The 25,091-nt window shown below is 44.7% G+C and carries 27 protein-coding genes and 1 pseudogene; 19 read left to right on the top strand and 9 right to left on the bottom strand.

Annotation, left to right across the window (positions count from 1 at the left end; all coding sequences use genetic code 11):
• Positions 1-4: 4 nt before the first annotated feature.
• Complete coding sequence (locus ABN702_RS18145; protein WP_417898152.1) at positions 5-313, top strand: DUF962 domain-containing protein; 309 nt, start codon at positions 5-7, stop codon at positions 311-313.
• Between the two features lie 34 nt (positions 314-347).
• Here the strand turns inward: ABN702_RS18145 and ABN702_RS18140 are convergent, their stop codons facing one another.
• Both ABN702_RS18140 and ABN702_RS18135 read right to left on the bottom strand, forming a co-directional pair.
• Positions 348-761: a GNAT family N-acetyltransferase gene (locus ABN702_RS18140; protein WP_417898151.1), complete on the bottom strand. Its 414-nt coding sequence runs from the start codon at positions 759-761 to the stop codon at positions 348-350.
• 357 nt (positions 762-1,118) lie between these two features.
• Entirely contained in the window at positions 1,119-1,322 is a 204-nt protein-coding gene (locus tag ABN702_RS18135) for a hypothetical protein (protein WP_417898150.1), read from the bottom strand.
• 259 nt (positions 1,323-1,581) lie between these two features.
• Between ABN702_RS18135 and ftsZ the strand changes: the two genes are divergently transcribed.
• The gene (gene ftsZ / locus ABN702_RS18130; protein WP_417898149.1) at positions 1,582-2,754 is read left to right on the top strand and encodes a cell division protein FtsZ; all 1,173 of its coding nucleotides are present in this window, start codon (positions 1,582-1,584) and stop codon (positions 2,752-2,754) included.
• A 625-nt stretch (positions 2,755-3,379) separates the two neighbouring features.
• Here the strand turns inward: ftsZ and ABN702_RS18125 are convergent.
• Both ABN702_RS18125 and ABN702_RS18120 read right to left on the bottom strand, forming a co-directional pair.
• Positions 3,380-4,768, bottom strand: coding sequence for an MFS transporter (locus tag ABN702_RS18125; protein ID WP_417898148.1), 1,389 nt, complete (start codon positions 4,766-4,768; stop codon positions 3,380-3,382).
• Between the two features lie 108 nt (positions 4,769-4,876).
• Positions 4,877-7,165, bottom strand: a complete 2,289-nt coding sequence (locus ABN702_RS18120) for a beta-glucosidase family protein (RefSeq protein ID WP_417898147.1) — start codon at positions 7,163-7,165, stop codon at positions 4,877-4,879.
• 148 nt (positions 7,166-7,313) lie between these two features.
• Here ABN702_RS18120 and ABN702_RS18115 point away from each other — a divergent pair, with 148 nt between their 5' ends.
• The 7 genes from ABN702_RS18115 (at position 7,314) to ABN702_RS18085 (ending at position 11,606) form a co-directional block, all read left to right on the top strand.
• Complete coding sequence (locus ABN702_RS18115; RefSeq protein ID WP_417898146.1) at positions 7,314-8,564, top strand: helix-turn-helix domain-containing protein; 1,251 nt, start codon at positions 7,314-7,316, stop codon at positions 8,562-8,564.
• A 53-nt stretch (positions 8,565-8,617) separates the two neighbouring features.
• Positions 8,618-8,998: a VOC family protein gene (locus ABN702_RS18110; RefSeq protein WP_417898145.1), complete on the top strand. Its 381-nt coding sequence runs from the start codon at positions 8,618-8,620 to the stop codon at positions 8,996-8,998.
• Positions 8,999-9,019: 21 nt separating this feature from the next.
• A complete protein-coding gene (locus tag ABN702_RS18105) occupies positions 9,020-9,514 on the top strand; it encodes a hypothetical protein (RefSeq protein ID WP_417898144.1) in 495 nt (164 codons plus the stop codon).
• Positions 9,515-9,621: 107 nt separating this feature from the next.
• Positions 9,622-9,972 carry a VOC family protein gene (locus tag ABN702_RS18100; RefSeq protein WP_417900960.1) on the top strand — a complete coding sequence of 117 codons (351 nt, stop codon included), beginning with the start codon at positions 9,622-9,624 and terminating at the stop codon, positions 9,970-9,972.
• 76 nt (positions 9,973-10,048) lie between these two features.
• Positions 10,049-10,612, top strand: a complete 564-nt coding sequence (locus tag ABN702_RS18095; RefSeq protein WP_417898143.1) for a GNAT family N-acetyltransferase — start codon at positions 10,049-10,051, stop codon at positions 10,610-10,612.
• Entirely contained in the window at positions 10,609-11,151 is a 543-nt protein-coding gene (locus tag ABN702_RS18090) for a short-chain dehydrogenase (protein ID WP_417898142.1), read from the top strand. Before ABN702_RS18095 ends, ABN702_RS18090 begins: the two co-directional genes overlap by 4 nt.
• A gap of 26 nt (positions 11,152-11,177) precedes the next feature.
• Complete coding sequence (locus ABN702_RS18085) at positions 11,178-11,606, top strand: hypothetical protein (RefSeq protein ID WP_417898141.1); 429 nt, start codon at positions 11,178-11,180, stop codon at positions 11,604-11,606.
• Positions 11,607-11,823: 217 nt separating this feature from the next.
• Here ABN702_RS18085 and ABN702_RS18080 read toward each other — a convergent pair whose 3' ends face one another.
• Positions 11,824-12,540, bottom strand: coding sequence for an SDR family oxidoreductase (locus ABN702_RS18080; protein ID WP_417900959.1), 717 nt, complete (start codon positions 12,538-12,540; stop codon positions 11,824-11,826).
• A gap of 181 nt (positions 12,541-12,721) precedes the next feature.
• Here ABN702_RS18080 and ABN702_RS18075 point away from each other — a divergent pair, with 181 nt between their 5' ends.
• Both ABN702_RS18075 and ABN702_RS18070 read left to right on the top strand, forming a co-directional pair.
• Entirely contained in the window at positions 12,722-13,291 is a 570-nt protein-coding gene (locus ABN702_RS18075; protein WP_417898140.1) for a GNAT family N-acetyltransferase, read from the top strand.
• A gap of 170 nt (positions 13,292-13,461) precedes the next feature.
• Positions 13,462-13,788, top strand: coding sequence for a hypothetical protein (locus ABN702_RS18070; RefSeq protein WP_417898139.1), 327 nt, complete (start codon positions 13,462-13,464; stop codon positions 13,786-13,788).
• Between the two features lie 6 nt (positions 13,789-13,794).
• Here ABN702_RS18070 and ABN702_RS18065 read toward each other — a convergent pair whose 3' ends face one another.
• Together ABN702_RS18065 and ABN702_RS18060 are read right to left on the bottom strand one after the other, a co-directional pair.
• A complete protein-coding gene (locus ABN702_RS18065) occupies positions 13,795-14,322 on the bottom strand; it encodes a hypothetical protein (protein ID WP_417898138.1) in 528 nt (175 codons plus the stop codon).
• 30 nt (positions 14,323-14,352) lie between these two features.
• Positions 14,353-14,796, bottom strand: a complete 444-nt coding sequence (locus ABN702_RS18060) for an Rrf2 family transcriptional regulator (RefSeq protein WP_386640253.1) — start codon at positions 14,794-14,796, stop codon at positions 14,353-14,355.
• Positions 14,797-14,980: 184 nt separating this feature from the next.
• Between ABN702_RS18060 and ABN702_RS18055 the strand changes: the two genes are divergently transcribed.
• Entirely contained in the window at positions 14,981-15,844 is an 864-nt protein-coding gene (locus ABN702_RS18055) for an SDR family oxidoreductase (RefSeq protein ID WP_417898137.1), read from the top strand.
• A 57-nt stretch (positions 15,845-15,901) separates the two neighbouring features.
• Here ABN702_RS18055 and ptsG read toward each other — a convergent pair whose 3' ends face one another.
• Positions 15,902-17,959 carry a glucose-specific PTS transporter subunit IIBC gene (gene ptsG, locus ABN702_RS18050; protein WP_417898136.1) on the bottom strand — a complete coding sequence of 686 codons (2,058 nt, stop codon included), beginning with the start codon at positions 17,957-17,959 and terminating at the stop codon, positions 15,902-15,904.
• Between the two features lie 145 nt (positions 17,960-18,104).
• On the opposite strand from ptsG, the gene ABN702_RS18045 reads away from it, so the two are divergent.
• On the top strand, positions 18,105-18,287 hold the full coding sequence (locus ABN702_RS18045) for a hypothetical protein (protein ID WP_417898135.1): 183 nt from the start codon (positions 18,105-18,107) through the stop codon (positions 18,285-18,287).
• An 18-nt stretch (positions 18,288-18,305) separates the two neighbouring features.
• Positions 18,306-18,482, top strand: a complete 177-nt coding sequence (locus ABN702_RS18040) for a hypothetical protein (RefSeq protein ID WP_386640241.1) — start codon at positions 18,306-18,308, stop codon at positions 18,480-18,482.
• A 572-nt stretch (positions 18,483-19,054) separates the two neighbouring features.
• On the opposite strand, the gene ABN702_RS18035 is transcribed toward ABN702_RS18040, so the two are convergent.
• Positions 19,055-19,609, bottom strand: coding sequence for a nitroreductase (locus ABN702_RS18035; protein ID WP_417898134.1), 555 nt, complete (start codon positions 19,607-19,609; stop codon positions 19,055-19,057).
• 316 nt (positions 19,610-19,925) lie between these two features.
• On the opposite strand from ABN702_RS18035, the gene ABN702_RS18030 reads away from it, so the two are divergent.
• From ABN702_RS18030 to ABN702_RS18010, 5 genes and pseudogenes are all read left to right on the top strand, one after another.
• Positions 19,926-20,897 (top strand): hypothetical protein, encoded by a 972-nt coding sequence (locus tag ABN702_RS18030; protein ID WP_417898133.1) that lies wholly within the window; start codon positions 19,926-19,928, stop codon positions 20,895-20,897.
• A gap of 247 nt (positions 20,898-21,144) precedes the next feature.
• Positions 21,145-22,536 carry a 23S rRNA (uracil(1939)-C(5))-methyltransferase RlmD gene (rlmD, locus tag ABN702_RS18025; protein ID WP_417900958.1) on the top strand — a complete coding sequence of 464 codons (1,392 nt, stop codon included), beginning with the start codon at positions 21,145-21,147 and terminating at the stop codon, positions 22,534-22,536.
• Between the two features lie 343 nt (positions 22,537-22,879).
• Positions 22,880-23,091: pseudogene (locus tag ABN702_RS18020) on the top strand (transposase); the annotation flags it as partial.
• Between the two features lie 345 nt (positions 23,092-23,436).
• Positions 23,437-23,685, top strand: a complete 249-nt coding sequence (locus ABN702_RS18015; protein WP_417898132.1) for an acyl carrier protein — start codon at positions 23,437-23,439, stop codon at positions 23,683-23,685.
• On the top strand, positions 23,678-25,072 hold the full coding sequence (locus ABN702_RS18010; protein ID WP_417898131.1) for an AMP-binding protein: 1,395 nt from the start codon (positions 23,678-23,680) through the stop codon (positions 25,070-25,072). The genes ABN702_RS18015 and ABN702_RS18010 overlap by 8 nt, the downstream gene beginning before the upstream one ends.
• Positions 25,073-25,091 lie beyond the last annotated feature (19 nt).

The raw sequence follows: 25,091 nt of genomic DNA, 5'->3' as shown, positions 1-25,091 counted from the left end.
AGGGATGAGGGAGCGGATTCGATGTGATCTGATCAACTATCAAAAGGCGCACAGCAATAAGTGGAACCAAGTGTTGCATTACTTCGCGTTCCTTTTTGCTTTTTTGGCTTGGATTTTTTTGTTTATCAATCTTTACGTGACGATCTGTTTGACGGTGCTGCATTATCTTTTATCGTGGATTGGTCATTTCTACTTTGAAGGTAATAAACCGGCGTCGTTCAAACGGCCGTTGCTAGGGTTTTATGCTGGGTTTACTTGGTTTTTTATGAGGAGTATCGAGTTGGTGACGGGGAGGAGGGTGCTGCCGAAGTGATGGAGGAAACGCTTGGGAGATGGTATCCCAAGCGTTATTTTACTTTGAACATTCCTGTCATATTGGGAGCATAATTTTTAAAATCATATTTTTCATAAAAATCTCCTTTACCTTCTGAAGCGAATAGTCCAATAAATGCCTTAATTGGAGCATATTCATCTATGTAATCCATTAGAGCGTTCATAATCGCTTTGCCTATACCGCATCCTTGGTAATCAGGATGAACCACTATATCCTGAACGTAGAAATAGATGGCACCATCCCCTACAATCCTACCCATTCCAATGATTTCGCTCTCGTTCTTCACAACAACCGAATAGAGGGAGTTTCGAAGTGATGACTCCGCAACATCAAAATTCATATATTCTTTCCATCCGACAATTGTACATAAGTGAATGTATTCATCCAGTGTTGGAGAGGTATTTTGTAGAATCTCATATTCTATCATCCGTTTTCCTCCTTATTATTTCGCATCAATTACTTATTATTCAGGGGATTTAAAAATCCTTTTTAGTTGTCTAATAAATTATGTTTAGGGGGAAAGGTGATGAACTGAGATTGTACCGTTACAGGATGATAATGACAGGAGATACGTTATAACCCGAGTAAAGGAATAAAAAGCCATAATGCCACATTAAATAGAAACAGCCCAACATAATCTAGTTGGACTGTAAACTATCATTAAGCTCTGTTCTGCAGCTTTTTTAAATTCTCCGGATACTCTTTATCCAGCTTGTTGAACGAGGAAATAGGCATCTGTTCTTCATAAAGGAGATTGTTTCCTAGAACTGTTATGAATTAGAGGTTAAATCCAAGAACGTCTTCTTTTATCATCTCTTTCATCTTCTGATGCCCCAGCTACATTATCATTTCCACGTCTTTTGTGATCATCCTTTTTAATAACTACTATTTCGTCTGCACGGATAATTACTTTATCCACATCAAAAATTACTTTTCCATTTTCAAAAATACCTGCTACTTCATCTCGGCGTTTTTTATCATTTGACATTTAGTTCCCCTCCTTTCATGGTTTACTATAAAATATGCTAGGTAATTTACTAGTGATTAGACAAGTATAATAAATGGATGAAAATTGGCTCACACATCATTCCTCCAGCCCAATCCCTGGTCCAGCAACGCCTCTTTAATCAGGAGGGACCAAAATATCCTGCTTATTATTCTACTAAACCATCCAAAAATTGATAGAATCTTCGAATAATATAAAGAAGTACTACGGGCAATCTTGATTAGTTTGAAATCGAGGCAATATGTATGAAGGGGGAGGGAGAATCACGTTGGAGTTTGATACTACGATAGACCAATTTGCCACGGTAAAAGTAATCGGAGTTGGCGGTGGAGGGAACAACGCCGTGAACCGTATGATTGAGGACGGTGTGAAGGGAGTAGAATTTATTGCCGTAAATACAGACGCACAAGCGCTCCATCAATCAAAAGCAGAAATTTCGTTACAAATCGGTGGGTCATTGACAAGAGGGTTAGGAGCAGGTGCAAATCCTGAAATAGGGAAAAGAGCGTTGGAGGAAAGTAAAAAACAGATCGAAGAAGTGTTAAGAGGGGCAGACATGGTTTTCGTAACAGCCGGAATGGGCGGGGGGACAGGCACAGGGGCGGCGCCAGCCATTGCGGAAATCGCCCGTAGCCTTGGTGCCTTGACAATTGGAGTGGTAACACGTCCATTTAAGTTTGAAGGCCCTAAGCGTGCAGCCAATGCTGCAGAGGGAATAACCGAAATGGGGAAAGCAGTAGACACCTTGATTATCATCCCAAATGACCGGTTGTTGGAGATTGTTGATCGGAAAACACCTATGGTGGAAGCCTTCCGTGAAGCAGATAACGTTCTTCGACAGGGTGTTCAAGGAATATCCGATTTAATTGCGGTCCCAGGATTGATCAACCTTGATTTCGCGGATGTAAAAACGGTCATGTCCCACAAAGGAACGGCCTTAATGGGTATTGGTATGGCTAAAGGGAACGGACGTGCTGCAGCTGCTGCGCAGAAAGCCTTAAACAGTCCGCTACTGGAAACGTCCATCAATGGAGCGCATGGTGTCATCATGAACATCACCGGCGGCCACAATTTAAGTCTTTTTGAAGTACAGGAGGCAGCCAGTATCGTTGCTTCCGCTTCTCACGAAGAATTAAACATGATTTTTGGTTCGGTCATTAACGAAAACATAAAAGAAGAAATCATCGTAACGATCATCGCCACTGGATTCACGGTGAAAGAGGCCCCAACACCACAACCTTCTTTCCAGCCAGCAGTGGAAGAGGGTACTAATCCTGATACCTACCAAAAAGAACACCCAGTGAAAAATAATCCGATAAGCCATACCAAACTGGTTCCGGAGGATGAACCAAAGCAGCCAGAGGAAAATTTAAAAATTCCGGCGTTTTTACGGAAGCGGAGAAATCGTTTTTAAAGGAAGTATAGGGACGGGTCTTTGGCTTCGAATAGATTTTCGTTCAGTATAGGGTACATCAGTTTTTTTAAAAAGGCATCGAAAAAGAGATGCCTTTTTTTGAATGGGAGCTCTTCATTTTCCATTTTGATTAAATATCATTAGGCTCTACGATGCACAATGGGTTATTCGTACATCCGTAGACCTCGATTATTAGGAAAGATCAGTGAAGTTTCTTTTGCTCCCGTCTCTTCACTTTTACAATATTTTTGTGTAATTAAGAAATTATGAAGATGCAGTGCAAAATAGAGGCAATAATTCCTTTCTCAACGTATAAACATAAGTTTTCATATTAAAGGAAGTTAGGTTTCCACATAAGATTATACCGTCTATAAACGTAACGTAAAAAGATGTCTGAAAGCACATGGACAGTACTTTATGAATAAGAGATATTTTAGTGATTGAGGAGATTGAGATCCGTCCCTGTGCTTCGACCATATTCATTTTTAGATTCACTTCCAGAATATGAAGAAAAAATTCATGGAAGTTTCGTAACAGGAATTTTCTGAGTAAAGGAATCAAAAGCCATATTGACACATTAAATAGAAACAGCCCAACAATAACCTAGTTGGACCGTTAACTATCATTATGCTCTGTTCTGCAGCTTCTTTAAAATCTTAGGATACTCCTTATCCAGCTTATAGAAGTAGAGGATGATCAGCTGGATGGCGGTAATGATGACCGGTACATAGACAAACAGGAATAGGATGGTGGCCGTTGCAGAGTCGGATTGCTCAGCGATACCGCCGACATAACCTCCAAAAGAGAGTGTCCAACCCATTATGGCAGCGCCGAGGCCCATGCCTACTTTGGTTCCAAAGCTGCCAGCACTGTAAACAAGACCTTCTGTACGGACGCCGGATTTGTATTCACCGTATTCAATCGTGTCCGCAAGCATCGCCCAGATGGATCCGACCAGTGGAACACCACCGATACCACGGATAATTGATCCGATCAGGACGAGGCTGAAGCTGCTTGGATCGATTACAATAATGACCGTACCGACTAATCCTAGAACAAGGCCTGCGATAATGGAGTTTCTTTTGCCGAATTTCTTAATTAACGGTGAGATGAACAATAATCCGAACAGCATCGGGAAGAGACCGGCCAAACCGAGTGGGCCGACAAGGTTTGGATTATTCAGGATATACTGCGCATAATAGATGCCCAGTCCGCCCGCGATGCCGGAGCCGGTAAAGGTGATAAGCATGAATGCTACCATCAAAGCCCAGTATTTGTTCCGGAAAAGGGCCTTCAGTCCGATTTTCAAAGGTACAGTTTGTGTTTTGTCATGCTGGGCTGGTTTCACTCTTTCTTTCGTTGTAAAAAAGGTAATAAGAAATAAAATAGCTGATAAAACACTGAAGATGGAGAACGTGATAATCCAGCCCTGTTTTCCGCCGCCAAAAGCATTGACGAGTGGAAGCGTGAAAAAGATGATGGTGATTGCGGCGGAAAGCGCCATAAACATACGATAGATATTCAAGGAAGAGCGCTGATACTGATCCTGCGTGATAAGGGAATTAAGGACGCCATAAGGAATATTGATGGCCGTATAAATGATATGAATCAGGTTGTAGGTGATCGTGATATACACTAGCATTCCGACAGGACCAAGGTCTGGTACTGTAAACAAAAGGATTCCAGAAATGGTATAAGGAATGGCCATCCATAAGAGCCAAGGACGGGCCTTACCGTGCTTGGATTTCGTTTTGTCGACAATGGCACCCATCCCGATATCGGTGACGCCATCCAATAGCCTGGATAAGAGAATGATGGTACCGATTGCGGCTGCAGAAGCTCCGGCAATGTCCGTATAATAAAATAGTAGAAATGAAGAAATGGCGGTAAAAATGAGATTGCTGGAAAAGTCACCTAAACCGTAGCCGAATTTCTCTGTGAAACTGATTTTCGTTGCAGCAGTATCCCCTGTAGCGGAAGTATAAGGTAGATCGGTTTTTCGAATTGCACTCATTTTGAAATATTCCTCCCCTGATCCATAATGGTTAAAGCGTTTTCATTTTATCCAAGAAAGATGGAAGGAATGGGTTGCGTATTCCGGCCGCAACCCATTTTTCCCATTTTAATTGTTTACGAGTTCTGTTTTGTTCAGCTTTTGAAGAATCTCCTGAAGCATTTCTTCTGTAAAATGCTCATTGAAATTTACGAGCGCGCGGAGTGGCATATATTTCATCATCGCAATCATCATTTCCGATTGGCCTTCCTGCATCGCCTCCATCAACCCGCTGTTCTTATTCATTTCCTGTAGGGCTGCCTGGATAACAGGTCCGTGAACAGGGTCGTCTATGATGTCCCCAACGATTGTGTTTCTCGTTACCACTTTTGTGAACTTAGGAGAAGTGCAGTGAACCACCACTTTTTCAGAAAGCACGATCTCCTCGGATGATTTGCCGGCGAGGATTTCAAATTCCCCACTTTCAACATGCCAATCCTTTCGAGCCACATCATAGTAGGCGAACGAGCGCTTGTCTAGTTTGACCACAACCGTTTTTTCTTCTCCTGGCTGCAGTTCAACCTTTTCAAAGCCTTTCAATTCTTTTTCCGGTCTGAAAGCAGTGCTTTCCAGATCCTTTACATAGACCTGAACGATTTCTTTTCCTGCGCGACTTCCGGTGTTTTTTACGGTGATATGAACATTTACGGTCTCTGTGTCTGCAAAATCTTTCTTATCAACCATAATGTCCGTATAGTCAAAGGTGGTATAGCTCAACCCATAGCCGAATGGGAAAAGTGGCTGGATTTTCTTCGTGTCGTAGTAGCGGTATCCGACGAAAATGCCTTCCTTGTACTCGACTTGATCTCCCTCACCCGGGAAGTTCAGGAAGGAAGGGTTGTGACCTAATTGTTCCGGGAATGTTTCAGCAAGCTTTCCGCTCGGGTTCACTTCGCCAAATAGCAGGTCTGCCACAGCGCCACCGAATGCTTGGCCACCCAAGTAGCCTTCCAATACTGCTTTTACCTGGCTGATCCAGGGCATTTCAACTGGTGATCCGTTGCTGAGGACGACAATGACATTTTCTTGAACAGATGCAACCGCCTCGATTAAAGCCTGATGGTTGGCAGGGATGTTCAAATGGGTGCGGTCATAGCCCTCGGATTCATACCGATCTGGCAAACCGACGAATAATATGGCGACATCGGCGTTCTGAGCAGCCACTTTGGCTTCGCCAATCAAGGCATGGTTGATATCATCGGAATCCAGTTGATACCCTTGCGAATAGTTCAGACTTGCTTTATTGCCCGCAAGTTTCTCCATTTCCTCATAGACACTGTCCAGCTTGGTCGGGTTCACGTGAGAGCTTCCGCCGCCCTGGTAACGGGACTTTTTCGCGAATTCCCCGATTAACGCAATTTTCCCTTCCATTTTCAGAGGCAGAATCTGTTCGTCGTTTTTCAGAAGGACCATGCTTTCCGCAGCCACTTTTCTTGCTAGCTGATGGTGGGATTCCTGGTCATACGCTGCATTCTCTTTCTTGTGGTCCACCGCCATGAAAATGATCTTCAACAGTCGTTCCACTGCTCGGTCCAACGCTTCCATTGGGAGAGATCCATTCTCGACCGCATCGATAATCTTTCGGTCGCCTTCCCCGTTGCTTGAAGGCATCTCCAGCTCAAGTCCTGCAGCCAATCCGTCAGCACGCTCGTTAACAGCGCCCCAGTCGGATACAACAAATCCGGTATGGCCCCATTCCTCTTTTAAAATGTCTGTCAGTAAGTATTTATTTTCCGCTGCAAAATCGCCATTCACCTGGTTGTAGGAGCACATCACCGTCCAGGGCTGAGACTTTTTGACAGCACCCTCGAAGCTTGCAAGATAGATTTCCCTTAAGGTTCTTTCATCGACCAATACATTGGTGGACATGCGGCGGTGCTCCTGATTGTTTGCCGCAAAGTGCTTCAGGGAAGTACCGACCCCTTGGCTTTGCACCCCTTCAATATGGTTTGCTGCAAGCTCCGAGGACAGGAATGGATCCTCGGAAAAATACTCGAAGTTACGGCCGCAGAGTGGGGAGCGCTTAATGTTCGCTCCCGGTCCGAGCAGAATCGCTACATCTTCGGCCTGGCATTCTTCGCCAAGCGCTACACCGACCTGTTTTACAAGCTCGCGGTTCCACGATGTTGCCAAGCCGGCCGCAGATGGAAAGCAAGTGGCTGGAACACTGTCAAAGATTCCAAGATTGTCTGAACCTTCGCGCTGCTTTCTCAATCCATGAGGGCCATCCGTCACCATGATGGAAGGGATGCCAAGTCTTTCTACAGGCTTGGTGTGCCAGAAGTTCAAACCGGAGCATAGTCCCGCCTTTTCTTCCAACGTCAACTCTTGCAGTAAATAGGAAATATCTCTCGTCATTGTCTTTCCTCCTAGAAGTATTATTTATTGATTATTTTGAATCTTAACCGTTTTCATTTTGTATTTTTGGTATAATTTTAATAAAAATGGTATGGAAATAATGCGGATGAATCTTTTTTTGAAGCGTTTTCAAAGAGAGGAGAGGATTATGATGGATGTTTTGATGATCAGAGATATGGAAGATGCCGAGTTTATCTGCAAGATAATCTATGAAACTGTTCAAATTCCGGTCTTTTATATAAGTAAGGAAGGGGAGGTTCTAAATAAGTTTCCAGTGGATTTTTCTCTCAACCCCGTCTATGCGGAAAATAAGGCAATCCATCAGCTGTTGCATTTACTTGGAGATGCTCCTGAAGTACCTGTATTGAAATCAACCCGCTTTCTCGAGCAGGTCATCACAATCAAGGTGGGGAGGGGAATCCAATATTCCGGGCATCTTGTTATCGGGCCCTCCATTTATTCCGATCTCTCTGAGGATGTATTTACGGGACTATATAATGATTTGGCGCTTGATATCCCGCAAAAAGAGTTGAGAACCTATTACCGGACAGTCCCCCGAATCAGTAAGGTACAGCTATTGCATGTAGCGATTCTTGCCTATTTTCTTATCTATCATAAAAAGATTGATATAACGGAAGTGATCCAGCAGCTTGAAGTGATAAAAATGGAAAATATCATGCAGGAGCCTGTGGATCTGCATGTTTCCAAAAGCAGGCAGGAGATCGCTTTCCATGCAAGTGTGATGTTTGAGAAAAAACTGTTTCAGGCAGTTCAGGACGGTAGGAAAGAAGACATATTAAGGCAGCTAAACAGTCCGGTCGAGGGAAAGCTTGGTGTCTTATCAAAATCAAGCCAATTACGCAGCGAGAAGAACCTATTCATCTCCGCTATTACACTTGCGACTCGTGCGGCCATGGAAGGAGGGCTACAGCCGGAGCTTGCCTATACGATGAGTGATATGTACATCCAATCTGCAGAGGACTTGAAGAATGTAAGTGAGGTCAAAACGCTCTTGAACAGTGCACTATGCACCTTCGCCGATCGGGTTCATGAGAGCAATCTCAACAGATACTCCAAGCCGATCATGGCATGCCAGACTTACATCTATAAGCACCTTTATGAGGAGATTACCCTCTCCCGGCTGGCAGAAGTCGCGGGCATGCACCCGAACTATCTATCCTCCCTTTTCCGTAAAGAAGTCGGAATGTCATTGAGTGAATACATGCAAAAGGAAAAAGTGGAGGAAGCAATCAAGCTGCTCACCTTATCGAGCTATTCCCTGACGGAGATCTATACCTGGCTTAATTTTCACGATCAAAGTCATTTCACGAAGTTATTCAAGAAGTTCACCGGCCATACCCCAAAAAGATACCGGACCTTATATCAAGTGGTTAAGTAAATTCTGGAAAAATGCTATAATAGTCCACAACACAAAAATAAAGGAGTGGTCTTGTGATTCAACTGGAGAACTTTCATCATGTCAGTCTAAGCGTTACGGATATTGAGAAGTCCAAGCACTTTTACGGAACAGTCCTCGGCTTTCCGGAGTTAGAGCGTCCCGATTTTGACTTTCCTGGTGCATGGTATCAGGTGGGGACGGCGCAGCTGCACCTGATTCAGAATAGCGAGGCGGAAACTTTGCGGACAAGCAATAAGCTCGACAGCCGGGACGGCCATTTTGCCGTTCGGGTGAAAAGCTATGATGAGACGTTGAAGTATTTGCAGGAAAAGGGACTGGAGGTCAAGGCGAAGCCGGAGAGCAAGAGCGGCTTCAAACAGATCTTTTGTATGGACCCGGATCGGAATCTGATTGAATTTAATGAGGAGCAGTGATTATCAAAGGGGGGAGGAAGAGTGAAGGGATTTTTGATTGGGGTATGTTTGTTGATGCTTGTGAGCGGTTTGGCGGCTTGCGGGGAAACAGAAACAAGTGAGAAGAACGATAAGGCAACAGGTGCTTCTGGCGTAGAGGATAATGGTGGGGAAGAGGCTGCTCCATCTACAGAAAAAGAGGATGAAGAGAGTGCTAAGGAAGCTGCCGGTTCAGAGGAAGAGGAACCGGCCGAATCACAAGAGGAACCAGCGGACAAATCGGAATCCGAAACAACAGAAGGCAGCGTGAACATCGCCTCCAGCGCCGATGCCATCGAATATCTAAAGCATGTATTGGAGCTTGAGGAAAATGAAGACATCCAATTCGATGATATGGGAGGCACGCTAGAAACGGACAATTCCGGATCCTTCTATACGATTAAACTCGTCTCGAAAGAAATGCAGAAGAATGGTGGCTCTGGAACCGTCGGCATCTATATGGTCTATGAAGATGGGACGTATATGGAGAGGATTTGATGTTTCTTGGGGAGCTTCCTGGCATAAAGGAGTTCCTCTTTTTTAGAGGGAATCTGACTAAAAACATCGAATATGAGTATGTATTAGACGATATGGGGGCAAGTGTAATGAAAATCAAAGGATTTGGTGGCGTATTCTGGAGATCGAAGGATATAGTGGCACTGAAAAACTGGTACAAGGAAACACTCGGAATGGGGATGGAGGAATGGAACGGCACAATCATCAAGCCGGATGAGGACAACATCACCATCTTTTCCTTGTTCAAAGAGGACAATGATTATTATCCGGTGGACCAATCTGTCATGCTGAATTTCCAGGTGGAGGACTTTGAAGGGTGGATGGAGCATTTCAAAAAGCTTGAAATCCCGCTTTTAAAGGGGCCTGAAAAGAGCGAGTATGGTACATTCATCTGGATATCGGATCCAGATGGAAGATGGATCGAAATCTGGGAGAAATAATCTACATATTCGGGCTTCGCACTATTTCGATAGTGCAAAGCTTATTTTTTATTTCAAATACAAGGAGCAATGGAAAATGACAAATCCTATTTTAAAAGAGTTTCCTTCTGAATTTACCACAGATAGATTACTGATCAGAATGCCGATGCCTGGGGACGGGCAGGCTGTGTTTGACGCGGTTGCGGCATCCCTGGAGGAACTGAAGCCCTGGCTGCCATTTGCAAACTACGAGCAGACGCTTGATGGAGTGGAGGCGAATCTCCGCGAGAGCCATGCGAAATTCCTGAAAAGAGAGGATCTGAGATTGCTAGTATTCTTGAAAGAGACAGGGGAATTCATCGCATCGTCCGGCCTGCACCGGATCAATTGGGACGTACCTAAATTTGAGATCGGCTACTGGATCGATACGAGACAGGGTGGTAAAGGCTACATCACCGAAGCGGTCGAAGGGATTACTCGCTTCGCATTCGAGGAACTGGCAGCGAACCGGGTGGAAATCCGCTGCGACCCGAACAATGTCAAAAGCCGTGCGGTGGCAGAGCGATTGAACTATACATTGGAAGGCATCTTGCGAAATGATGACCGTGGTGTAGATGGCAGCCTACGGGATACCTGCATTTTTGCAAAGGTGAAAAAGTGAGGAAGCATGCGCTGGTGATTGGCGGGACGGGAATGCTTTCAGAGGTTTCACTATGGCTTGCAGGAGAGGGATATCATATCTCGGTCGTTGGTCGAGATGCTGAACGTATGCAGAGGCTAACTGCCAGGAGCGGGCATATCAGTCCGGTGTTGGTAGATTACAAGAATGAGATACAGTTTGCTGCTGGACTGGAGCGGGCAGTTGAGGAAAACGGTCCGATTGAGTTGGTGGTGGCATGGATTCATTCGGATGCTCCACAGGCTTTGGGGCAGGTGATTTCAATTGTTGGAAATCAACGTGGGGAATGGTCGCTTTTTCATGTGCTTGGGAGTAAAGCGGACTTACGAGAAGTGAAAGAGAGTGTAAGTATTACAGCTGGTAGCAGCTATCATCAGGTTCAGCTCGGGTTTGTGCTGGAGGGTGACGGTTCTCGCTGGCTGAGGAATGACGAGATTGCAATTGGTGTGATTGAGGCAGTAGCTGGTAGGCGTGAAGTAAGTTTGGTTGGTGTGTTGGAGCCTTGGGAGCGGCGACCGTGACCAGTGTAAAAAGAAAGGTGACTCTTATGAATAGATGGTTTACAGCAATGGTATGGATTCTGCTGGTTGGGTGCCAGTCCACTTTCGGAGAAACAATGGTCCTCATGGACGAGCCCCTCGAGGCAGTAAATATTTCAGAATCAAACGGTCGGGGAGACATGAACCTGGATCTCCTCCATTCCTTCAGTGACAAGGATGCGCTGGATTTCTGGGAAAGAGCGATAACGACTGCACGGTTGCAGAGCGGGGATGGAGAACTGTCCAACCCGGACTATGATGTAATGGTGGAATACAAGACAGATAGCGAAGGCGGATTTCCGGCTCATGGCATCCATTTGTGGCTGGGCGATGAGGGGGAGAAGAGTTACTTCATGTACATAGAGGGAGACGGGGTGTATGAGACGTCTGCCAAGGTGACGGAGGAATTGCGGAATTATATTTTGGGAGGGGAGTAGTGACCATTTGAGAGTTATGACGAGCAAAACCAGCTCCCCAGCAAGTCGAAAAGCTCATCATCGGGGTTATGACGAGCAAAACCAGCTCCTTACCCAGTCGAAAAGCTCATCATCGGGGTTATGATGAGCAAAACGGCCACTCCACCCAGTCGAAAAGCTCATCATCATGGTTATGACGAGCAAAACCAACTCAACACTTCCCGCTACCAAAAAACCTTCATCGACAAGGAAACGTCAACGCTTTCCCATTATCCTCTACACCAAGACCCAAAATATAAGGTACTGCACTCTTCGCCCATTCTTCCGGCGTTGGCGAGCTATCCACATATTCCGGTCCGCAGGCATGGAGCATCGGGGTGGAGATGCTGCCACCCGGGTCGAGTGAGATGGCGGCCATGCCCAAAGGGAGCTCAGATGCCAAGGATTGCGTAAGTCCTTCGATGGCAAATTTGGAGGCGCAATATGGGGCAAGTCCAGCTTCTGCAGACCGTCCCCAGCTGGAGCTTATGTTCAAAATAACTCCGCTGCCCTCAAGTAGCATCCCTGGCACGAATGCTCGTAGCACATTAACAGAACCGTTCACATTGATGCTCATGACCTGAGCGAACTCTTCAGGGGATACCTCCCAGACAGGGGCAATCCTATTGACGATGGAGGCATTGTTGATAAGGAGATTGGGAAAGCCGAAGCGAGTATGGACTTCAGTGGCCCAGGCAGCGATACTTTTGTCATCGGAAACGTCAGCCGTCCAAAAAGCATGCCTCCCTTTGTATTGTTCCTGCAACTCCTTGATTTTCTTCTCCGAACGGCCACACCCGATGACCGTCCAGCCAGCCTCATCAAATTGGTCTACCATTGCCCGGCCGAGCCCTTTTGTGACACCGGTAATTAAGACTAGTTTTCTCATGAAGACACCTCTTTTTCCTTTAATCATATCCTTATCAGACAAAAGCGCCAAACATCGGATGAACGAAATAACGTACGACTTTAGAAGGAGATTGGTAATAAAAGTAGAAATTAGATAGTAGACATTTATTGGGAGGCGATTATGATGATGAAAAAGCGGAACGTAAGGAACGAACATATCATAATAAACATAGATGGAGTGGAAGAGAATGGCGGTAAGCGCAAGTGTAGTAAAAGGAATCAAGATAGATCTTAAACCTATAGATGTAGAGGATTTTCCGGTGCTTTGGAACCTCATCTACGGAGAGGAAGAGCCGGAATTCAAGAAGTGGGATGCGCCGTATTTTCCGTGGAAGCGGGTGGACTTTAAGGCGTTTGAGTCTGTCATGCTCGAAAGAATCGAGAAGGGTCAGGACAGCCAGTGGCTCATCATAGCCGAAGACGAGATTATCGGTAGCGTCACATACTACTGGGAATACGAGCCCACCAAATGGATGGAGATCGGTATAACAATCTACTCTCCCAATCACTGGAACGGCGGATATGGCACGGAGGCGATCAAGCTCTGGACGTCGCATCTGTTCAGGGTATTCCCGCAGATTCCAAGGCTGGGGTACACAACATGGTCCGGGAACAAGCGGATGATCCAGGTCGGTTTGAAACTTGGCATGCAGGAAGAAGCTCGCATCCGGAAGGCGCGCTTCTATAATGGCGAATATTATGATTCGGTTAAGCTTGGCGTGCTTCGTGAGGAATGGGAAGAGATGTACGGGAAGTAAAAGGGGGATGCACACATCTTAAAGGGTGTGTGCATTTTTTTGCGGGCAGTGTTTGTAGCGCCTGCATCCCAACGAGCGGCAGCTTGAAAGAGACATAATAATGCTATCTGAAAAACCTTTCCCCTCCAAATTCGTATTACTTTCATACAAATATCAAGGAGGAATTCCCCATGAACGAAACCAAATGCCCGAAAGGCAGCAACACGGAATTCGCTCAAGGAACCGACTATATGGGAGTCAGGCCGTTGGATAAGAAATTCTCGGCAGGCTCGCAGAAGTTTTATACCTTTTGCCTGAAGTGCGGGGAAGTGGTGTCCACCCGAATCGAGAATCCATCGATTTTCCGTAATAAGACTAGCAATCCTTTGGACATTGCATTACATACAGTGTTTGAAAAGGGACGAGGAGTGCTTGGACTAAAACAGCAGAATCTGCTGGCACATATTAGGCCAAGCAGATTCTCTGAAACTTTCCGGCTCCACCATTCGTCAAAATAGAGAGGTCTACGTACACGGTTCGATTTCTTCTTTGGACAGAATACTAATCAGCTGGTCGAGATTGGAGGTTTCTACATAGACATTCGTTTTTTCCCCTATATAGATGGCTTTCACTTCGACCTTGCACCAAAGTGAGGAAAAGATGTCTTGAATTTGTCCGGCTTTTCCAGCCCGAAGGCGAATGATTTGGATGACTTGTTTTTCCTGGGTCTTTAACCGGAGCGGCATGAGTATTCGGCGAATGCCCTGAAGGTCGGATGGATTCTCCGCCTCACTGCTGCCAACCACCAAACGGATAAGATTCTGGCTGCTATTTTTGTGCTGTGCATAGGCGTTTATGTTTATTTTCTGCTCCGCAATCGCCTTTAGTATGCTGTCCAATTTCGCGTCGTCGACAGTGAATGAAAATTGCGTGCGGAGGAGGTATTCAAAGGAATTATTGGTTGTAGGCATGGTAGGCGCAACTCCCTTTTCTGCTGTTTCTTTAATGTATGCCAGATGGGCTAGTCCGTTGCCGAATAGACTGGAAAGCACGAAAAAGACATCCGTGAGATAGGATGTCTTTTATTCTTTACTTTCCAATTTTTCTTTTTCGATAATATCTTTTACGACATCTTCAATGGTCACATTTCCTAGAGCCTTCTCCAATGCGGTCTGTGCAACGGAGAATAAGGGACCGATTGTGTTCTGGATATTCCTCCCTACAGGACAAGCAGGGTTCGGGTTTTCATGAACACTGAACAATTCATTGTCCGGTACGACATCAACCGCCTTGTAGACGTCCAGCAAGGTTATATCAGATAATTCCCTGGCAAGCTTTGCACCCGCGATACCAGGATGTACTTCCACTAACCCTGCTTTTTTTAGCATTCCTGTAATTTTTCTTATGAGGGCTGGATTGGTGTTTACACTTCCAGCCAAATACTCCGACGAGCTTACCCCGTCTTTATTAAAATCAATCAGAGTTAATATATGAACTCCTACAGCAAATCGGCTGCTGATGGACATAAGTAGTCACCTTCCTTGCATGGTTACCACAACAATCAGTAACCTCTTTAGTGTAAGTATACTATATTTATTGACAAAAACATTAAATGTAATTAATATGATTACATGTAATCGATTTGATTACAACTAAAATGAGTTTTTTAAACCAGATAGATTTTTACAACACATATGGGAGGAATAGACAATGAAATTATTAGTTACCGGTGCAACAGGAAAATTAGGCTCCAAAGTGGTGGAGGCGTTATTGGAGACTGTACCTGCCGATCAACTGGCTGTCAGTGTTCGTAATCCAGAGAAAGCGGAAGGGTTGCGTGCTCGTGGAGTAGAAGTTCGCCAAGGGGATTTTGACCAGCCGGAAACATTGGATGCTGCTTTTGCGGGGATTGACCGTCTGTTAATCATTTCTGCGGATGGGGACAATGAAGCAAGAATCAGACAGCATACGAATGCGGTAGCTGCTGCAGAGCGTGCGCAAGTGAAATTTATTGCGTACACCAGTATCGGAAATGCGCGTGACAGCAAGATGTTCCTTGCTCCACCTCATCAAGCGGCAGAGGAAGCTATATTGAAAACCGGTATTCCATACTCATTTTTACGAAACAACTGGTACCTGGAAAATGAAATTCCGAGCATACAAGGTGTAATGGCTGGAGCGCCTTGGGTGACATCTGCAGGAACAGGCAAAATCGGCTGGGCACTGCAACAGGAGTATGCAGAAGCTGCGGCGATCGTATTGGCAGGAAACGGACACGAGAATACCGTCTACGAACTTTCCGGTAAGCTTCTCACACAAGAAGAGTTTGCAGCTGCGCTTGGAACGGTATTAGGCAAAGAAGTAGCGGTACAGCAAGTGGATGATGAAACATATGCCGAGATTATGAAAGGTGCAGGGGTACCCGAATTCCTTCTTCCATTCCTTGTAGCCATTCAACAAGGCATCCGTGAAGGCGAACTGGAAGTGGAAAGCAATGATTTTGAAAAATTGCTTGGTCGCCCAGCTACACCAGTAAACGAGGCTTTGAGCCAACTTGTTAATCAAATTTCCTAAACAGAGCAAAAACCCGACCTTCTTCTGCAGGTCGGGTTTTTCGTTATGCAGCGATATCTACCCCTTCGAAATCTCCACAATATCCTCTTCCTTCAACGCCACTTCCCCATGCTTATTCAGCTTAACCTTTTCATTGTCCTGCAGGTTCGTGAAAATGATCGGGGTGATGATCGATGGCGCATTCTGCTTTAAGAATTCAATGTCAAAACGAAGCAACTCCTGGCCTTTCGTGACCTTATCGCCTTGTGCGACAAGTGCTTCAAAGCCTTGACCCTTCAGGTTGACCGTATCGATTCCGACGTGGATCAGAATTTCACGGCCGCCATCCGACTGGATTCCGATTGCATGCTTCGTCGGGAACAGGTTCACGATTTCGCCGTCGACTGGAGATACCACTACACCTTCTGTCGGCAAAATCGCAAAGCCGTCGCCCATCATTTTTCCAGAGAATACCTGATCTGGCACGTCATCAAGCGGCTTGATTTCCCCTTTGATCGGGGAGAGGAAGCCTTCTGATTCGGAGTGCGTCTGCAGGGCATCCGGATTGACCTCTTCGATTTGCTGTTCGACTTCTTTTGTTGGTTCCGTTTTTGCTGGACGAGGCGTTTTGCCGTCCATGACATCCTTAATCTGAGACTTCAGCGTATCCGATTTTGGTCCGAAAATTGCCTGGATGTTGTTTCCGACTTCGAGCACGCCGGAAGCGCCAAGCTTTTTCAAACGATTTTTATCGACCATGCTGACTTCATTGACCTGTACGCGAAGCCTTGTGATACACGCATCGAGGTGGGAGATGTTCTCTTTTCCACCCATCGCCTCCAAGACGTCAAAAGGAAGGTCGCCCGCTGTGGAGGTACTTGTCCCATCTTCGTCCTCGTCGACATCCTCACGACCTGGAGTCTGCAGGTTGAACTTCTGGATCGCAAAGCGGAAACCGAAGTAGTAGATGACCGAAAAGCAGAGACCGACCGGAATGACGAGCCACCAGGCTGTCCGATTCGGCACGACCCCGAAGAGTAGGTAATCGATGACCCCTCCGGAGAATGTCATCCCGATTTTGACATCTAGGATATGCATCACCATGAAGGATAGTCCCGCAAACAAGGTATGAATTCCAAAGAGGACAGGTGCCACAAAGAGGAACGAGAATTCTATCGGCTCGGTGATCCCTGTTAAAAAGGAAGTAAGAGCAGCAGAGGCCATGATTCCGCCGACCACCTTCTTCTTTTCAGGTCGTGCCGTATGATAGATCGCCAGTGCCGCAGCAGGCAGACCGAACATCATGAACGGGAATTTACCGGTCATGAACGTTCCGGCAGTCGGCTTAATGCCGTCGCGCAGCTGGGCGAAGAAAATCGCCTGATCCCCGCGGACAACCTGACCGGCCTCATTCGTATAGGAGCCAAACTCAAACCAGAACGGTGAGTAGAAAATATGATGCAGACCAAACGGAATCAAGGCACGCTCAATGACCCCGAAGATAAAGGCGGACAAGGTCAGGTTCGTGTTGATCATGCTTTCCGAAAGGGTGTTCAAGCCGCCCTGGATAGGTGGCCAAATGAATGTCATCAAAATACCAAGCACAACGGCAGAGGCTGCGGTCGCAATCGGAACAAATCGCTTCCCTGCAAAGAATCCGAGATAGGAAGGCAGCTCAATATTGTAGTACTTGTTGTACATAAAAGCCCCGAGTATCCCGACAATTACCCCGCCGAACACCCCGGTCTGAAGCGTATTAATCCCGAGAACGTTGGCGTATGCAGGATTCTCAAGCATCCCTTCATCGACCCCGAGCACAACACCCATCGTCGCATTCATGATAAGGTAGCCGATGATCGCAGCAAGCGCGGCAACCCCTTCCCCGCCAGCAAGTCCAACTGCCACTCCGACGGCAAAGAGCACAGGGAGATTTCCAAATACAATACCACCTGCAGCATCCATGACGGACGCCACCATCTGCACCCAGTCAACTGCAAGGAACGGCATCAGCTCAATCAGATTTTCTTCTTTCAAGGCATTACCCAAGGCAAGCAGGATACCCGCAGCAGGCAACAGCGCCACCGGCAGCATCAACGCTTTCCCGACTTTTTGAAGGACACCGAATATTCGTTTCAAGTTATAAGACCCTCCTAATATATAATAATGAAATTGGTCTTAATTTCCCCTAAATCCCTCATTTTAAACAAATTGGAAAAATGAAACTTATTGGCTCATATACTCGTAGAATAAAGTAGAAATCATCCCGATAGGAGGGAAAACATTGGAATCATTAATTTTTATCGCCATTTTTCTAATTTGGATCTTAAGTATCGTCGCAGTGTTCTGGGTATACTCCGATGCTAAGGATAAACAGGGTACAAATCTCGGTTGCCTCTGGGCGCTTGTTGTATTCGCCGCCGGCCCGATCGGCTTGATTGCCTACTTGATTGTACGAAACAAATAGTCAGGGGAGTGACGCACCATGGAAGCAATCTTCGGTTTACTCTGGTTTGCGATTGGAATCATCGCCCTGTTCTGGGTGTACAGTGACGCTTCAGAAAAGAGGGGCTCGAACATCGGCTGTCTCTGGGCCCTCGTCGTCTTCCTGCTCGGCCCGATCGGCTTCATCATCTATTTGATTGTCCGCAATGCCGATTAGGAAAATTTGACAAGAAACCGACCTTCTTCTAAAGAGGGTCGTTTTTTTGAAAGAGGGGAAAACAACGTGGATTTTCCTGACATAGCAATTTTTAAACAAACGTTTGATTAAAAAATCCGAGAGCTATTGCGGCTCAAGGGATTGGAAAAAATAATAGAAATCAACTTATAAAAAAGGTTTTTCAGAAAAGGTTTTGCTGACAAATAGTTGGAAAAATGAAACGAATCAACAGCCTAACTCGTTATAATAAGTAGAAAGTCAAAAGGGGGTTCACATATGAAAGCAACAAATGTCCGAAATGCGGTGCGAAGGAATTGGGGGCGGGAAAGGAAAGTGGCCATGGAGGGATGTTCCCGATAAATAAAATGAGTTTAGGCTGTGAAGTCGAGTACATCATATGCACGGAATGTGGTTATATCATTGAAGGTTATGTGAAAAAGCCGGAAAAATTTAAAAATACCCTATAAAGTGGGACGAGCTACAAATAGTAAAGGTGCTTTTAGCTCGATTATTCAACAAGCGAGGAGGACCTCAGCACAAAAACTCTGAGTGGGCCGAGGTACCTGTCCCTGCTATTTCTTATAGACCGTCAGTTTAGCTTCTGCGGGTGTGCGCGTTCTCTGTGGGGGAAGTGTTTCAAAATAACCCAAGTGCAGGAACCCGGCAATCTTCTCTCCAGGCTTGACGGCTAATAGGTCACGCACTTTTGGATCATAGATATGGGAGTTTGTTTTCCATACCACTCCAAGCTTTTGTTCCCAAGCTAGCAGCTGGAAGTTTTGGATAAGCGAGCTGACTGCACCGAAATTCTCTTCCCATTGCTTTTGTCTCGGGTCCTCCGCCATCACGACGATGAGGAATGCGGCAGGTTGGCTGAAATAGTTCCGCCGGTTCTCCTGCATATCTGGAGGAAACGTTTTGACGAGATCCTCCACAAAGCCTTCCTTCTCGGCTGATGAGACAAAAATAAAGCGCCAAGGCTCCCGCAACCCATGGTTTGGCGCCCAGATGGCATCGTTCAACAGCTCAAGCACGGTCTCCTGTGATACTTCCTTATCGGTATAACCAGCTTTGACCGAACGGCGCTCGCGAATGATCTCGGCTAATCTTGATTTTGCATGCTCCATCGTAGAATCTCCTTTTCAACTGTATTCATAGAGTCAATGTGAAATATACATACTTGAATTTGATAATCATTCTCACTAAGCTAGTTTAATACATATTTCAATATAAATCCATGTTTATGAGTGGAAGAAGGAAGTATTCATACTATTGAAGCTCGGAATGAATATGGTCTTTTGAAATAGCTTTTTTTAAACAAACGTTTGATTAAAAAATTCAAAAGTCGTTGTGGCCCAAGGGATTCAAAAAAGATAAAGAAATTAACTTTTAAAAAAGGATTTTTAGAAAAGTAACTGAAGTACATTAAAGGATGTGGAAGATTTGAAAAAAATAGCTTTTATTATCTTGCTAGCGGGAATCTTGCTCGTATTTGGAGCTTGTTCCAAGTCCACAGAAAGTGGGGAGCAGGCGACCGGTGATAAACAGGATGACAAGAAACAGGAAGTTAGAGACGAACAAGCTTCACCAAAAACAGAAATCGAGTCAAAGGAAGGGACAGAAAATCCGTCAAATAAAACAGAAGGCAGTACCCCTAACTTTGACATGGGAAAATACCTGAATGAGAATTACGCGATGGATAACGTCCATTATGTGGCGGAAAAATGGGAAAATGAAGACACTGGGCGGACAGACTATACGGTTAAGGTCCTCCCGGATACTAAAGAGTATAGTGACGGGATGGATGAAAAGTTCAAGAATGGTCATGTAAAAGTGTATGAAGAAATAGAAACCATGAATGAAATGGCGAAAAAAATCATGGACGAATTGCCACAAATCGAGGAGGATATCCATATCGATTCGGTAAATTGGGTGTCCTATGATGGGGAGTTCTCTGTATTGCTGATACAGGATTTTGAAAATAGGGATCTAAAGGCAGGCGATAAAGGAGATTTATCCGGGTATACCCCTAAGCAGATCGAATATGCCCGCGTCTGGCTGCTCCTTGGACCCAATCAAGAAATCGACGAATTGAATGCACATCTTATTCCTGCAGGCACTCCCATCAATCCCAATGACGACACCAGTGCCAACTATCCGGAAGATGTCATCCAGTTGGCAGGCAGCCGTCTTGTAGATGGATCAGTCACCTATAGTGGTAATGGAGATGGCACGATTAACGTGTACAACGTCCCTTTACGCTGGGAAACGAATGTCCCTGATGACCTGGATGAGAATTATATGAAAAAATTAACAGAGAGCATTATAGAAAACACAGAGCTTGTGTACGTGGATCCAGGTGACGATGAGAAAATCACTGAATTAATTAAACTTCAGAAGGTGCAAGGAGAGTAATCAATAAATGACAGGAATAGATCAATAAACGAATAGAGTTATGCGATAAATATCTTAAATTATTCAATAAACTGTTGTAAATGAGCAACAATCCATTTATTGTAAGGGAATCGAGGTTCGCCCCCTCGAAAAAAAGGTGCAAGGGGGCGGTTCTCTGCTTCCGAAGCAGAGAACCGTCCCCTTGCTTTCCCCGCCTCCCTTCATATGGTACAATCGGAAAAGCATGTTAACGTGAAGGAAGAGAATAATTATGACAGAATTACCTGTACAAAAAAACGAATTTTACGATGTCACTGTCCAGGATTTGACGCATGACGGTGCCGGAGTAGCGAAAATAGACGGCTTTCCGATTTTTATCCAGAATGCCCTCCCGGATGAGGATGTAATGATAAAAGTCATCAAGGTCAAGAAAGGCTATGCATTCGGTCGCTTGGAAGAAATCAAAAAGCCAAGCCCGCACCGTGTGGATGCACCTTGCCCGATCTACAAGCAATGCGGCGGCTGTCAGCTTCAGCATCTGAGCTATGAGGGTCAGCTTATCGCCAAAAGAAAACAGGTCCAGGACGTCCTTGAGCGCATCGGACACTTAAAGGACATACCGGTCCACCCCGTACTCGGAATGGATCACAACCCTTGGCGCTATCGCAACAAAGCCCAGGTCCCGATCGGTGAACGCGAAGGCGGCCTGATCGCCGGTTTCTATCAGCAGCGCAGCCACGAGATCATCGATATGAAGGAATGCCTCATCCAGCAGGAAATCAACGATGCGGTCGTGCAAACCGTCCGTGAGATCTGTGAGAAGCATGGCGTTCGCGCTTACAATGAAAAAACACAAAAAGGAACACTAAGACATGTGATGGCGCGCTATGGCCTTGTCACTGGGGAAGTGATGGTCGTGCTGATCACCCGCACCCCGGACATCCCAAACCGAAAGGCAATCGTCGAAGAAATCGCCGCGGCATTGCCGGAAGTGAAGTCAGTTGTGCAAAACGTGAATCCGAAGAAAACCAACGTCATCTTTGGCGACGAAACCCGCGTCCTTTGGGGCAACGAGTACATCTACGACTATATCGGAGACATCAAATTCGCCATTTCTGCAAGATCCTTCTACCAGGTCAACCCGGAACAAACGAAGGTCCTGTATGAAAAGGCGCTCGAATATGCAGGCCTGACAGGCGAGGAAAGTGTCATCGACGCCTACTGTGGCATCGGAACCATTTCATTGTTCCTTGCCAAGAAAGCCCGAAAAGTATTCGGAGTCGAAATCGTCCCTGAAGCCATCGAAGATGCCAAGAGAAACGCAGAGCTGAACGAGATTAATAACGCAGAGTTTGCAGTCGGGGAAGCTGAAGTCGTCATCCCGAAATGGTACAAAGAAGGAAACACAGCCGATGTCCTCGTGGTCGATCCACCAAGAAAAGGCTGTGATGAAGCATTACTGCAGACCATCAAAGAAATGAAACCGAAGCGAGTGGTCTATGTATCCTGTAATCCAGCGACACTTGCGCGTGATCTGCGAGTGCTCGAGGATGGAGGATATAAGACAGTCGAGGTGCAGCCGGTGGATATGTTTCCGCATACGGTGCATGTTGAGGTAGTATCCCAGATAATTCTAAAAGAAGAAGCAGGTCCCCGATAAAGGGGGAACCTGCTTCTATTTAATTGTTTGAGGGGCACACAGGTAATGTATTATCGGAGTGCCATTTTTTTTATATAGACTCGGTTGATCGGTCTATAAAAAATTTAAGCGCTTCTCAAATTATTTGAATTTGATAAGCTCTTGTTTTAGTTTTTGATATTATCCATGACTTTTTCACTTTCACGCAATGAAATCATTTCATTTTTCTTTTCCGAGACTTGAGCAAGTATTAACTTCCCCCCTTTCTAAATACTCATCATTCTTGATTTTTTCAAAAGGGATCATATTTATAAATTTTTTCGCATTTTTAACTTCTATTTGCTTGTTATCAAGCTTTTGTTGAGAGGCTGTTCAGTTAGTTGAAAGTGACAAGAGGGTTGCGGAGATTGCACGTGAGCTGTATCTTGCAGAAGAAACATTACAATTGGGTTAAGAAATCCAGTACAGAGAAGCTGCTTTTGTTGGTAGAGGGAATCTAAAACTTGATGACAAGGAAAATAAAGAACTTTTAAAAGAATACGTGACTTAGAGGAGGTAAATACCATCTTTAATAAGGTTGCGTGAGTTATTGACCTTTTGAAAAGCGATATGCTAGAATCTTATATGAAAATGATTATTGTTATCAATAAGTATGAGAATTTGTGGTGTCTCAATGAAAAATAATTTTTGATTCGAGTAAGTTCTTTTTTCAGTACTCTAGAAATCGAGTTAACGTGTGCATGAACCTAGACAAAAAAGTATAACATCAGACAGAAATAGAGATTATGCTACCCTAAAATTCAGGTGTAGCATTTTCAAGATGTGGTTGCTGGACATTAGAAAAGTTTATTAGATATATAGAAACTGTTTGAGCTAACAAGATTTTCATACAGCTGAGAATTATTGAGAGGGTGTAAATGGATGAGAAATATAGAAAAATATAGAAATACATTTATCGATGCGCTGGACATAGAGGAAAATGATGTAAATGAAAATTTAACACTTGGAGAAATAAGAGAGTGGGATTCAATTGGACATATGGCCCTCATTTCTGAGATGGAGGATGTTTTTGATGTCTCAATAGATTCAGAATGGATTACAGAGTTCAACTCTTACCTATCAGGAATTGAGTTGTTGAAACGCTTGGGAGTCGACTTTATTAATGATTAGTTTCCAAGAATTGGAGTGTTTTGAGAACCTCACCGCTGTATACGCTGAACGACAATATTCTTACTCTGAAATGTTAGAAATTGCTGACGCTATCTGTGGAGAAGTAGGAGAAAGAACGCTCGTTTTTTGCTTATGTTCAAATAATAAAGAATCTTTATTTGGCTATGTGGGCTTTATTAGAGGTGGTGTTGTACCTGTACTATTGGACGCGTCCATCCATATGGATCAGTTGCGCAGGTTGATTAACCTTTATAAGCCTACATACATTTGGGCGAGTAGCGAAAATCAAGACCTATTAAATGAAATGGATCGTACATTTGTATTTGGAGATTACACATTATTTAGATGTCCGTCATCTTTCCAACATGATCTTCATGAAAGTCTTGCGCTCCTTTTAACAACCTCTGGAAGTACTGGAAGCCCCAAATTTGTTCGTTTAAGTTATGAAAATATTTTTAAAAATGCTGAATCAATAGCAAAGTACCTTGACATCCATGCAGAGGATAAACCTATCACAACACTTCCAATGAATTACTCCTATGGTCTCTCTATCATCAATAGTCATTTCATATGCGGAGCGACGATAGTTGTAACGGATGCATCCATCATGAAAAAAGAGTTTTGGGACTTATGTAGAAATCAAGAAGTAACAACTTTTGGCGGAGTTCCTTTCGTGTATGAGATGCTTGATAGGCTGAAGTTTGAAGATTTTAATCTTCCGAGTTTACAAAAACTAACTCAAGCAGGTGGAAAATTAAGTTCAACTCTATCGTCGAAATTTGCTAACGTATGCAATCAAAAAGGGATCCGATTCTTTTCCATGTATGGTCAAACGGAAGCAACGGCGCGTATGGCCTATTTACCATGCGAAAAAAATCTTGAAAAAGTCGGAAGTATTGGTATTGCGATTCCAGGTGGAGAGCTGATTCTGCATGATGACAATGGCAACAAAATTACAGAGCCTAACGTTAAGGGCGAATTGATATACAAAGGACCAAATGTTTCTTTGGGATATGCTGAGTCGATATTCGATCTTTCAAAAGAAGATGAGAATAACGGTATTTTGCGTACTGGTGATATGGCCTATTTTGATCAGGATGGGTATTTTTATATAAGTGGCCGAATCAAAAGAATGATTAAGGTCTATGGGAACCGTATCAGCCTTGACGAGGTTGAAGGGTTTTTATTTGAGCATGGTCATGATTGTATCTGCGCTGGGACGGATGACCAAATGTATATTTACACATTAAAAGATGATGGTGTTCCAATTAAAAAAAATATTAAGGAAAAATTAAACTTAAAGGGCATGAAGATTATTAGGATTGAGGAAATCCCACGTAATCAGTATGGAAAAATCCTCTATTCCGAGTTACCTAAACATGGATAAGTTATAGAAACATCTTAAG

It is taken from the genome of Bacillus haimaensis, assembly GCF_048270625.1.
GTDB lineage: Bacteria > Bacillota > Bacilli > Bacillales > Bacillaceae_I > Sutcliffiella_A > Sutcliffiella_A haimaensis.
This window is presented reverse-complemented; position numbering and strand designations above follow the sequence as displayed.